The organism is Erwinia sp. 009765445, from assembly GCF_058137865.1.
Window position 1 is genome coordinate 169209 of sequence record NZ_JBYUWC010000005.1, and the last position, 12337, is coordinate 181545.

The 12337-nt window shown below is 51.9% G+C and carries 9 protein-coding genes; 5 read left to right on the forward strand and 4 right to left on the reverse strand.

All coding sequences use genetic code 11. The features are described 5' to 3' along the window. Window positions 1–7: 7 nt before the first annotated feature. From pflA to ycaO, 4 genes are all read right to left on the reverse strand, one after another. A complete protein-coding gene (pflA, locus tag AC3Y5R_RS06835) occupies window positions 8–748 on the reverse strand; it encodes a pyruvate formate lyase 1-activating protein (RefSeq protein WP_489920702.1) in 741 nt (246 codons plus the stop codon). A 165-nt stretch (window positions 749–913) separates the two neighbouring features. Continuing rightward, window positions 914–3196 (reverse strand): formate C-acetyltransferase, encoded by a 2283-nt coding sequence (gene pflB, locus AC3Y5R_RS06840; protein WP_489920703.1) that lies wholly within the window; start codon window positions 3194–3196, stop codon window positions 914–916. An 82-nt stretch (window positions 3197–3278) separates the two neighbouring features. After that, the gene (gene focA / locus AC3Y5R_RS06845; RefSeq protein ID WP_489920704.1) at window positions 3279–4136 is read right to left on the reverse strand and encodes a formate transporter FocA; all 858 of its coding nucleotides are present in this window, start codon (window positions 4134–4136) and stop codon (window positions 3279–3281) included. Window positions 4137–4514: 378 nt separating this feature from the next. Continuing rightward, a complete protein-coding gene (ycaO, locus tag AC3Y5R_RS06850) occupies window positions 4515–6272 on the reverse strand; it encodes a 30S ribosomal protein S12 methylthiotransferase accessory factor YcaO (protein ID WP_489920705.1) in 1758 nt (585 codons plus the stop codon). Window positions 6273–6580: 308 nt separating this feature from the next. On the opposite strand from ycaO, the gene serC reads away from it, so the two are divergent. The 5 genes from serC to ihfB all read left to right on the forward strand — a co-directional run bounded on the left by serC (window position 6581) and on the right by ihfB (window position 12080). Continuing rightward, on the forward strand, window positions 6581–7666 hold the full coding sequence (serC, locus tag AC3Y5R_RS06855) for a 3-phosphoserine/phosphohydroxythreonine transaminase (RefSeq protein ID WP_158784300.1): 1086 nt from the start codon (window positions 6581–6583) through the stop codon (window positions 7664–7666). 79 nt (window positions 7667–7745) lie between these two features. Further along, window positions 7746–9032, forward strand: a complete 1287-nt coding sequence (aroA, locus tag AC3Y5R_RS06860) for a 3-phosphoshikimate 1-carboxyvinyltransferase (protein WP_489920706.1) — start codon at window positions 7746–7748, stop codon at window positions 9030–9032. A gap of 207 nt (window positions 9033–9239) precedes the next feature. Then, complete coding sequence (gene cmk, locus AC3Y5R_RS06865; protein ID WP_158784298.1) at window positions 9240–9929, forward strand: (d)CMP kinase; 690 nt, start codon at window positions 9240–9242, stop codon at window positions 9927–9929. A gap of 106 nt (window positions 9930–10035) precedes the next feature. Further along, window positions 10036–11709, forward strand: coding sequence for a 30S ribosomal protein S1 (rpsA, locus tag AC3Y5R_RS06870; protein WP_158785405.1), 1674 nt, complete (start codon window positions 10036–10038; stop codon window positions 11707–11709). An 86-nt stretch (window positions 11710–11795) separates the two neighbouring features. Continuing rightward, window positions 11796–12080, forward strand: a complete 285-nt coding sequence (gene ihfB / locus AC3Y5R_RS06875; RefSeq protein WP_013201528.1) for an integration host factor subunit beta — start codon at window positions 11796–11798, stop codon at window positions 12078–12080. Window positions 12081–12337 lie beyond the last annotated feature (257 nt).

The following is a 12337-nucleotide window of genomic DNA, read 5'->3' on the forward strand; positions in this document are numbered from 1 at the left end:
CCGTCAGTCAGTACATGACCTTATGGCCATAGCTTTCCAGAATGCTTTTCACCCGGTTCATGGTTTCAGCTTTTGGTGGGTGAACGCCATCCAGCTTATATTCTTCGCCCATCGCCACCCATTTATGCTTGCCCAGCTCGTGATAAGGCAGCAGTTCGATTTTTTCCACGTTGCCCATATCACGGGTAAACTCACCGAGGCGGTGCACAGACTCATCATCGTCTGAATAGCCAGGCACCACCACGTAGCGGATCCAGGTGCGGATGTTTTTCTTCGCCAGGTAGCGAGCAAAATCCAGTGTGCGGTGGTTTGATACGCCGACCAGGATCTGGTGAACCTCATCGTTAATCTGTTTCAGATCCAGCATCACCAGATCGGTCACTTCCAGCAGTTCGTCGATCACCGGATCATAGCGGCGTACAAAACCATTGGTGTCCAGGCAGGTATTAATCCCTTCTGCATGGCAGGCGCGGAACCAGTCACGCACAAATTCAGCCTGCAAGATGGCTTCGCCACCAGAAGCCGTCACGCCACCGCCTGAAGCGTTCATAAAGTGACGATACGACAACACATCCTTCATCAGCTCTTCAACGGTAATCTCTTTGCCACCGTGCGTGTCCCAGGTATCACGGTTGTGGCAATACAGGCAGCGCATCAGGCAGCCCTGGAAGAAGGTAATAAAGCGGATGCCGGGGCCGTCGACGGTCCCGCAGGATTCAAATGAGTGGATGCGACCAGTGACTGACATTGCGATGAATTCTCCATTGTGGACCTGCCTTTCCGGCAGGTACGCAGTCTTAAGCTGCGTTAAGTCTGTTTTGCCAGCCACCTGATGGAACACTGCAGAGGGCTGGCAAACAAGACTGGAAAAAGGCTCCGGTGAAGGAGCCTTTTATACTCAGAAGGGCAGAGATTACATCGTCTGAGTGAAGGTACGGGTAATCACGTCCTGCTGCTGCTCTTTAGTCAGTGAGTTGAAGCGAACGGCATAACCGGATACGCGGATGGTCAGCTGAGGATATTTCTCAGGATCGTTCATCGCATCCAGCAGCATTTCGCGGTTCATCACGTTAACGTTCAGATGCTGGCCGCCTTCGATGCTGGCTTCGTGGTGGAAGTAACCATCCATCAGTCCGGCAAGGTTAGCTTTACGCACGTCATCATCTTTACCCAGCGCGTTTGGCACGATGGAGAAGGTGTAGGAAATACCGTCTTTCGCGTAGGCGAACGGCAGTTTCGCTACTGAGGTCAGTGAGGCAACTGCACCTTTCTGATCGCGACCGTGCATTGGGTTAGCACCTGGTCCGAATGGCGCACCAGCGCGACGGCCATCAGGTGTGTTACCAGTTTTCTTACCATACACCACGTTAGAGGTGATGGTCAGAACAGACTGAGTTGGCACCGCGTTACGGTAGGTCTGCAGTTTCTGAATTTTCTTCATGAAACGTTCAACCAGGTCACAGGCGATGTCATCCACGCGGGCATCATTATTACCAAACTGCGGATATTCACCGTCGATTTTGAAGTCAATAGCCAGACCATCTTCATCACGAATGGTGGAGACTTTCGCGTATTTGATAGCAGACAGCGAGTCAGCCGCGACGGACAGACCTGCGATACCACAAGCCATAGTACGGTAAACGTCACGGTCATGCAGCGCCATCAGTGAAGCTTCATAGCTGTACTTGTCGTGCATGTAGTGGATGACGTTCAGTGCGGTGACATACTGTTTTGCCAGCCAGTCCATGAAGTGATCCATACGGGCCATCACTTTGTCATAGTCCAGCACTTCATCCATCATTGGCGCTTCTTTCGGGCCAACCTGCATTTTCAGTTTTTCATCCACGCCGCCGTTGATGGCATAAAGCATGGTTTTCGCCAGGTTTGCACGGGCGCCGAAGAACTGCATTTGTTTACCAACGATCATCGGGCTGACGCAGCAGGCGATGGCGTAGTCATCGTTGTTAAAGTCAGGACGCATCAGGTCATCGTTCTCATACTGGACGGATGAGGTATCGATGGAGACTTTAGCCGCATATTTTTTGAAGTTCAGTGGCAGCTTCTCTGACCACAGAATGGTCATGTTTGGCTCCGGAGACGGCCCCATGGTGTACAGGGTATTCAGGAAGCGGAAGCTGTTTTTGGTGACCAGGGTACGACCATCCACGCCCATACCGGCCAGGGATTCTGTTGCCCAGATTGGATCGCCTGAGAACAGTTCATCGTATTCCGGTGTACGCAGGAAGCGCACCATACGCAGTTTCATCACCAGGTGGTCGATCAGTTCCTGTGCTTCCTGTTCGGTGATTTTGCCCGCTTTAAGATCGCGCTCAATGTACACATCCAGGAAGGTGGAAACGCGCCCGAAGGACATTGCTGCGCCATTCTGTGATTTAACTGCAGCCAGATAGCCGAAGTAAGTCCACTGTACGGCTTCCTGCGCGGTTGTGGCAGGGCCGGAGATATCACAACCGTATTTGGCTGCCATCTCTTTGATCTGCTGCAGGGCATGGTGCTGGTCGGCAATTTCTTCACGCAGACGGATAGTGGCTTCAAGATTCACGCCGTTTTCCATATCGCTTTGCAGAGAAGTGAACTGCGCGAACTTGTCTTTCATCAGCATGTCGATGCCGTACAGCGCAACGCGACGGTAGTCACCGATGATACGGCCACGGCCATAAGCATCCGGCAGACCAGTCAGCACGCCAGATTTACGGCAGCGCAGGATATCCGGGGTGTAAACATCGAACACGCCCTGGTTATGAGTTTTACGGTATTCGGTGAAGACTTTTTTCAGGCCGGCATCCAGCTCGCGACCATAAACTTTACAGGAGCCTTCGACCATTTTGATGCCGCCGAAGGGGATCAGCGCACGTTTCAGTGGAGCATCAGTCTGTAAACCAACGATGGTTTCCTGTTTTTTATTGATGTAGCCCGCATCGTGAGAGGTGATGGTGGACGCCAGGTCGGTATCAAAATCGACAGGTGCGTGAGTGCGGTTTTCCAGCTTGATGCCTTCCATCACCTGGTCCCACAGCGCAGTGGTCGCTTCAGTGGCTCCACTCAGAAACGCTTCATCACCTTCATAAGGGGTGTAGTTTTTCTGGATAAAGTCACGAACGTTAACGCTGTTCTGCCACTCGCCCTGTGCAAAGCCTGCCCAGGCAGCAGCCTGTTTTTCATTGTGCTCGCTCATTTGAACCTACCTTAATTACATTGAGTTCTTTCGTTCCCGCCGCCGTGAATCCGGCGACGGATGTCAAATCTTGATTTCGGGATCAGTGATGATCGCCATCACGCAGATAGATAACCCAGTAAGTCAGACCCACCAGCAAACCGCCGCCAATTATATTGCCCAGGGTGACGGGGATCAGGTTATCCATAACAAAGTTACTGACTGTCAGGCTGGAGAAGTGTGCTGCTGTGGTGCCGGTCGCCTGCCAGAATTCTGGTGAGGCGAAGTCTTTAATCACAATAGCCATCGGGATAAGGAACATGTTAGCGATGCTGTGTTCAAACCCGCTGGCAACGAACATCGCGACCGGCAGCACCATGGCTAACATTTTGTCCGTCAGGCTGCGGCCGGAGTAGCTCATCCACACCGCCATACACACCATCAGGTTAGCCAGCGTGCCCAGGCAAACGGCTTCGAGGAAAGTATGGTGCATTTTATGGTCAGCCGTTTGCAGAACATTTAACCCCCATGCACCATTTGCCACCATATACTGGCCGGCAAACCAGATCAGCCCGACAAAAAACATCGCGCCGAAGAAATTCCCTATGTAAACGTTGATCCAGTTACGAGCCAGTTGCCCCCAACTGATACGACCGCTGGCTTTTGCCACCATGGTCAGCACGGTAGAGGTGAAGAGGTCGGCTCCACAAACCACGACCAGCATCAGACCGAGGGAAAAGCAGATGCCACCAACGAGCTTAGCCAGGCCGTAGGGTACAGCTTCAGCACCGGTGGTGGCCGTGATATAGAACACAAAAGCAATGGAGATGAAGACTCCGGCGGTGACAGCCAGGAAAAATGTCGTGAAGGGATGTTTTGTCGCTTTGTAGACACCGGCTTCTTCGGCAACTTTAGCCATTTCAGACGGTAAGAGTAAATCGAACGGGTTGCCAGTTTTCACACCAACTTCTCCCAAAATTTATCAACGACGAAATACTAACAAAGGAGTATAGGGGAGAAATTGATGTGGATCATATTGCTCAAGTATATCACGGCTTAAAGCACTGTTTTATGTGGGGTTTTAATGGTTAACTGATTGAAATTATTTGATAAAATATTTTTAATATACTAAATAAAAGTTGAATAGAGCACGAAATGCACGGGTTGGAAGGTGAAAAACAAAAGAGAAATATGTGCGGAATGTTGCATGGTGGTTTTTTAAAAATATCTGGCTCACCTTTTATTAACTTTTAATGAAAATTAAGTGGCATGGAATCTTCCTGGAGTGGATCTGAATGAATGACGGCCTGCTCTTATATTGCAGGCCGCCAGCTAAGCATTATTTCCAGTAGCGGCGTTTTGCCTGCTGAAGTTTTTCATAGGCTGCCAGGAGTGACTGATGGGCCGGGAAGGCCAGCAGATCTTCATCCACGCTTTGCAGACCATAGAATGGCGCTTCGCCGCTGATGGCGGCCGAAGCTGCCTCAACGGCTTCCTGACCATACATCCGCACGAAGGCATTGTGGTACTGCACAGGATCGCGTTCTTCTTCCATGCTCAGCAGCAGTAAAGTCTGCAGGCAGCGGTAATAATTCGCACGGGCTGGAGTGAAGATGGAAGCGTTAAATTCCATTGTCCATTCGGTCCAGATCAGAGCCTGATCGGTGTCGCCACCGGCCAGGGCCAGCATCGCCTTCAGTTCACCAATGCGCAGGGTATACCAGCCGTTATCTTTACCGGTCGCGAGGCCCAGTAGCTCACGGACGCGGGTAAAGTCGTCATGGCCGTCTTCATCCAGACGCTCAATCAGCGCCAGATAGTCCTCTTTCTCCCAGTTGCTTTCAGGCAGCGAGAGCAGGGTTTCGCGCAGATAAGCCCCCATGCTGTTGTTGGCCAGCAGCAGATCTTCGGCCGGATAGATATCTGACATCCCGGGCACAATGATACGGCAGGCGTAGACGTCCAGATGCTGATAGTCGGCGATATACACTTCCCGATCTTCCGAATCGAAGATTGCCATCAGCGTGGCGAATTCTTCTTCGGTGGTGCCGGCAAAGCTCCAGTCAGCAAACGGATAGTCGGCGTCATCCTTGAACATATCCCAGGATATTAGCCCGCTGGAATCGATAAAGTGAGTTTCCAGGTTTGCATGCTCGGCCACTTCTTCATCATCGAAAGTGGGCGGCGTAAACACATCGAGATCTTTCAGGCTGCGGCCCTGCAGCAGTTCGGTGACGGTACGTTCCAGCGCGACGCCGAAATCCGGGTGTGCGCCGAAAGAGGCGAAGCACGTACCATTCTCCGGATTAAACAGCACCACGCAGATAACCGGATACTTGCCACCCAGCGAGGCGTCATAAGAGAGGATTGGGAAACCTTCCGCTTCCAGTCTGGCGATGGCCTCCACCACGCCCGGGTAACGGTTGAGCACTTCATCCGGAATAGTTGGCAGACTGATGGATTCGGCGATAATGCGGTTTTTAATGTAGCGCTCGAAGACCTCAGACAAACCCTGTACGCGAGCCTCGTTCGCCGTGTTACCCGCGGACATGCCGTTAGACACGTAGAGATTGCCGATAATGTTCATCGGAATATAGACAGTCTGCTGATCTGACTGGCGGGTAAACGGCAGGGCGCAGATCCCCCGATCGCTATTGCCGGACTGCAGATCGATCAGATCGCTGGCACTCACTTCCTGTTTCGGGTCGTAAAATTTGCTCAGGCGCGGATCGAGAATGCCTTGTGGCAGGCTGTCATCTTCCGGCAGCGGGAACCATTTTTCATTAGGATAGTGAACAAAATCCCCTTCGGCCACGGATTTACCCAGCCAGAAATCGGCAAAGAAGTAGTTGGTCGACAGGCGCTCGAAATATTCACCCAGCGCGGAAGCCAGCGCGGCTTTTTTATTGGCACCTTTGCCGTTAGTGAAGCACAGCGGGCAGTCGCGGTCGCGAATATGAACCGACCAGACATGAGGTACCGGGTTCAGCCAGGAAGCTTCTTCAATATTGAAGCCCAGATCCTGTAATTTTTGCTGAAAGCGTGCGATGGAGTCTTCCAGCGCGGCGTCTTTGCCTGGGATATACGTTTGCGTCATAGTGCCCACTCGTTTTGGGTTGTGCCGAAAGCGCGCAATGATACGGGGTTTCCGCCTGATTCGCTATCCGGCTGGGTGATTTGATGGCGGCTATTCTGGCAGTTTCCCCGCCGGATGTGAGGGGCAAATCAGCGATCGCTGGAACAGCCTCACAAAATATCGACATTGTTTCCATTCACCCTACAAGCTGTTGCGTAGCAACGCGAAGAACTGGTCGGTTGACCGGATTAATCATTGCAGCCCGGCCAGGGCAGTGATAAAACCGATAGCAGAATCGAAATCGATTGATCTGAAAGTGGTGAGGGGAAATGAGTCAGATTTTCAATTTTAGCTCCGGCCCGGCAATGCTGCCGGTGGAAGTGCTGCGTCGTGCCGAACAGGAACTCTGTAACTGGCAGGGTTTAGGGACTTCTGTGATGGAGATCAGCCATCGCAGTAAAGAGTTCATTCAGGTGGCTGAAGAGGCAGAAAAAGATTTTCGCGATCTGCTGAAAATCCCCTCCAATTACAAAGTATTATTCTGCCATGGTGGTGCCCGTGCCCAATTTGCGGCTATCCCGATGAACCTGCTGGGGAACCACACAACGGCAGATTATGTTGATGCAGGCTACTGGGCGCACAGCGCGATCAAAGAAGCGCTGAAATACTGCACGCCAAATGTCATTGATGCTAAAACCACCGTTGATGGCCTGAGGGCGGTTACCCCGATGAGCAGCTGGGCACTGTCTGATGACGCCGCCTACGTGCACTACTGCCCTAATGAAACCATTGACGGTATCGCGATTAATGAAGAGCCGGATTTTGGTGATAAAGTGGTGGTTGCCGACCTGTCATCAACCATTTTGTCCCACCCGATTGATGTCAGCCGCTACGGCGTAATTTATGCCGGTGCGCAGAAAAACATCGGTCCGGCTGGCCTGACGCTGGTCGTGGTACGTGAAGATCTGCTGGGTAAGGCGAAAAAAGAGTTGCCTTCGATCCTGGATTACCAGGTGCTGAGCGAAAACGACTCAATGTTTAACACCCCTCCGACTTTTGCATGGTATCTTTCCGGTTTGGTGTTCAAGTGGCTGAAAGAGCAGGGCGGCGTGGCTGAACTGGACAAGCGCAACCAGGCGAAAGCGGATCTGCTCTATGGCGTGATCGACAAAAGTGATTTTTATCGCAACGATGTGGCTCGTGGCAACCGTTCGCGCATGAACGTTCCTTTCCAGCTGGCGGATGCTTCCCTGGATAAGGTGTTCCTGGACGAATCAATTGCTGCAGGTCTGCATGCACTGAAAGGCCATCGTGTGGTAGGCGGCATGCGAGCCTCCATCTACAACGCTATGCCGCTGGCAGGGGTAAAGGCCCTGACTGATTTTATGATCGACTTTGAGCGCCGCCACGGCTGAGTGCAAGATCCCGGTCTGAACTCTCTGAAACCTCGCATCGCGAGGTTTTATTGCATTTTATTTGGAGAATAAGTTTCACATGCAGGAATCCCTGACGTTACAACCTATCGCACTGGTGGATGGCACCGTTAACTTACCCGGTTCCAAAAGCGTTTCTAACCGCGCTTTATTGCTGGCTGCGCTGGCTAAAGGCACCACTCGCCTGACCAATTTGCTGGACAGTGATGATGTACGCCATATGCTTAATGCCCTGCAGGCGTTAGGGATCAGCTATACACTGTCTGACAATCGTACGGTATGTGAGGTGACCGGTCAGGGTGGCCCGCTGCATGCGGAAAAACCGCTTGAACTGTTTTTGGGCAATGCGGGGACCGCAATGCGTCCTCTTGCAGCCGCACTTTGCCTGGGTGCCAGTGACATTGTGCTGACCGGTGAGCCAAGGATGAAAGAGCGTCCAATTGGTCATCTGGTCGATGCGCTGCGTCAGGGTGGGGCCAAAGTGGAGTATCTTGAACAGCAGGATTATCCGCCGCTGCGGTTGCAGGGTGGTTTTGCCGGAGGGGAAGTCTCCGTCGACGGTAGCGTATCCAGCCAGTTCCTGACGGCGTTGCTGATGACGGCTCCGCTGGCACCGACCAACACCAAAATTGTGATCAAGGGCGATCTGGTTTCCAAACCTTATATCGATATCACCCTGAATCTGATGAAGACCTTTGGCGTTACGGTTAAAAACGAGAATTACAGCGTCTTCCACATTGCCGGTAATCAGCAATATGTTTCGCCGGGCGAATACCTGGTTGAGGGAGATGCTTCATCTGCTTCCTATTTCCTGGCCGCAGCGGCTATCAAAGGCGGCACTGTTAAGGTCACCGGTATTGGCCGCAACAGCATGCAGGGCGATATCCGCTTTGCCGACGTGCTGGAGAAAATGGGGGCGACGATTGAGTGGGGTGATGACTTTATTGCCTGTACCCGCGGTGAACTGAAGGCCATCGATCTGGATATGAACCATATCCCGGATGCGGCAATGACCATTGCTACGGCAGCATTGTTTGCCAAAGGCACAACAGTGATGCGCAACATCTATAACTGGCGTGTAAAAGAAACCGACCGTCTGGCCGCCATGGCGACAGAACTGCGGAAAGTGGGTGCCGAAGTGGAAGAGGGACACGACTATATTCGCGTCACTCCGCCAGAAACTATCCGGTATGCAGAAATCGGGACCTATAACGATCACCGTATGGCAATGTGTTTTTCACTGGTGGCGCTTTCAACCACGCCGGTGACCATTCTCGATCCGAAATGTACAGCAAAAACCTTCCCCGACTATTTTGAGCAGCTCGCTCGCCTCAGTCAGCTGGCATAAATCTGTAAATCCGCTGCACGTTGTGCAGCGGGTTGCGAACTAAATCACGCCCTGCGCAGGAATTCGCTCTGTAATTGGTCCGAAAAGGCTGATTAATTTGAGTGCGTCTATGCTTATGGGGTAACGATCTGGGCTGTTGCAGCGTATAATGCGCGTCGATATTTGTCTGAGCAGGTTAAACAGACATCCCACCGACAGGAGAATGAGATGACGGCTTTAGCCCCGGTGATCACCATTGATGGCCCCAGCGGTGCAGGTAAAGGGACCTTGTGTAAAGCAATGGCCGAGGCGTTGCATTGGCATCTGCTGGATTCAGGCGCGATCTATCGCGTGCTGGCACTGGCCGCTTTGCACCACCAGGTGGATATCTCGTCTGAAGAGGCTCTGGTCCCTATTGCAGCACACCTGGACGTTCGCTTTGTCTCAACCAATGGTGAGATGGAAGTGATTCTCGAGGGAGAAGATGTATCCGGTGAAATCCGCACCCAGGATGTCAGTAATACGGCGTCCAAAGTGGCAGCATTCCCCCGGGTGCGTGAGGCGCTGCTTCGTCGCCAGCGAGCCTTCCGCGAGCTGCCTGGTCTGATTGCTGATGGACGGGATATGGGAACGGTGGTTTTCCCTGACGCACCGGTCAAAATCTTCCTGGATGCCAGTTCAGAAGAGCGTGCTCACCGCCGTATGCTACAGTTGCAGGAGAAGGGCTTTAGTGTTAACTTTGAGCGCCTTTTATCTGAGATAAAGGAGCGTGATGACCGCGATCGTAATCGCGCCATTGCGCCGCTAAGACCGGCAAGTGATGCGCTGGTGCTGGATTCAACCAGCATGTCAATAGAGCAAGTGATTGAAACGTCTCTTAAATATGCGCGTGAAAAATTGTCCTTGCCGCAGCAGTAACCGATTTTTTTAACCCTTTGATATGGATGTCATGGGGCATGTGAAACAACCCCACCCGTCAGGATGTCAGGTGGACGTTAAATTGAAGAATCATAAGATTATCAATATGACTGAATCTTTTGCTCAACTCTTTGAAGAGTCCCTGAAAGAAATCGAAACCCGCCCGGGTTCCATCGTTCGTGGTGTTGTTGTCTCTATCGACAAAGACATCGTTCTGGTTGATGCGGGTCTGAAATCTGAGTCTGCAATTCCTGCAGAGCAGTTCAAGAACGCAGCTGGCGAACTGGAAATCCAGGTAGGCGACGAAGTTGACGTAGCGCTTGACGCAGTAGAAGACGGCTTCGGTGAAACTCTGCTGTCCCGTGAGAAAGCTAAACGTCACGAAGCTTGGATCACGCTGGAAAAAGCTTACGAAGATGCTGAAACTGTTACCGGTGTTATTAACGGCAAAGTCAAGGGCGGCTTCACTGTTGAGCTGAACGGTATTCGTGCGTTCCTGCCAGGTTCCCTGGTTGATGTGCGTCCGGTGCGTGACACCCTGCACCTGGAAGGCAAAGAGCTTGAATTCAAAGTAATCAAGCTGGATCAGAAACGTAACAACGTGGTGGTTTCACGTCGTGCGGTTATCGAATCCGAAAACAGCGCAGAGCGCGATCAGCTGCTGGAAAACCTGCAGGAAGGCATGGAAGTTAAAGGTATCGTTAAGAACCTCACTGACTACGGTGCATTCGTTGATCTGGGCGGCGTTGACGGCCTGCTGCACATCACTGACATGGCATGGAAGCGCGTTAAGCATCCAAGCGAAATTGTCAACGTTGGCGACGAAATCACTGTTAAAGTGCTGAAGTTCGACCGCGAACGTACCCGCGTTTCTCTGGGTCTGAAACAGCTGGGCGAAGATCCATGGGTCGCTATCGCTAAGCGTTATCCGGAAGGCACCAAACTGACTGGTCGCGTGACCAACCTGACCGACTACGGCTGCTTCGTTGAAATCGAAGAAGGCGTTGAAGGCCTTGTGCACGTTTCAGAAATGGATTGGACCAACAAAAACATCCATCCGTCCAAAGTTGTTAACGTTGGCGATGTTGTTGAAGTTATGGTTCTGGATATCGATGAAGAACGTCGTCGTATCTCCTTGGGTCTGAAGCAGTGCAAATCTAACCCATGGCAGCAGTTCGCAGAAACCCACAACAAGGGCGACCGCGTTGAAGGTAAAATCAAGTCTATTACTGACTTCGGTATCTTCATCGGCCTGGACGGCGGCATCGACGGCCTGGTTCACCTGTCTGACATCTCCTGGAACGCTACCGGAGAAGAAGCAGTTCGTGAATACAAGAAAGGCGACGAAATCGCCGCTGTGGTTCTGCAGGTTGACGCAGAGCGCGAGCGCATCTCCCTGGGCGTTAAGCAGCTGGCAGAAGATCCGTTCAACAACTACATCTCTCTGAACAAGAAAGGTGCTATTGTTAACGGTAAAGTAACTGCTGTTGACGCTAAAGGTGCTACAGTTGAACTGGCTGATGGCGTTGAAGGTTACCTGCGCGCTTCAGAAGCCTCTGTTGACCGTGTAGAAGACGCAACTCTGGTTCTGAATGTTGGCGATGATGTTGAAGCTAAATTCACCGGCGTTGACCGTAAAAACCGCGTTGTCAGCCTGTCTGTACGTGCTAAAGACCAGGCAGATGAGAAAGAAGCCATCAATACTGTGAACGCTAAACAGGAAGAAGGTAACTTCTCTAACGCTATGGCTGAAGCATTCAAAGCAGCTAAAGGCGAGTGATTGCGCTTGCAACAGGGCGGCAGTTGCCGCCCTGAAATAGCCGTTACTGTCAGAGCTTTTTCCTGTAGGAATTAACCGGAGGATTTATGACCAAGTCAGAACTGATTGAAAGACTTGCTGGCCAGCACTCTCATATTCCGGCGAAAGTTGTTGAGGATGCGGTAAAAGAAATGCTGGAGCACATGGCGACCACTTTGGCGCAGGGCGAACGCATTGAAATCCGGGGTTTCGGCAGTTTTTCTTTGCACTATCGTGCACCTCGTACTGGCCGTAACCCGAAAACGGGCGACAAAGTGGAGTTGGAAGGTAAATACGTTCCACACTTCAAGCCAGGCAAAGAGCTGCGCGATCGCGCAAATATCTACGGCTAAGGCTTACGCATTGCAGCAATAAAACGACACTCAGGTGTCGTTTTTTTTTGCCTTAATTTCAGGGCAGGACAGAGAGCGTAAGTGGGTACTGCAGAATCCGTTGCTGATGTTTGTTCCGGAAGCTTGCCCGCAAAATTTTGTCCGAACCCGGCAACCAGAATAACTTTCCTGCGACCCTGCTCTGGCCTGGCCGATTAGCAGGCTGCATTGGTCCGCTCACTGCGACACACTCCGGTTGATGGTTAACAGGAGTGCCA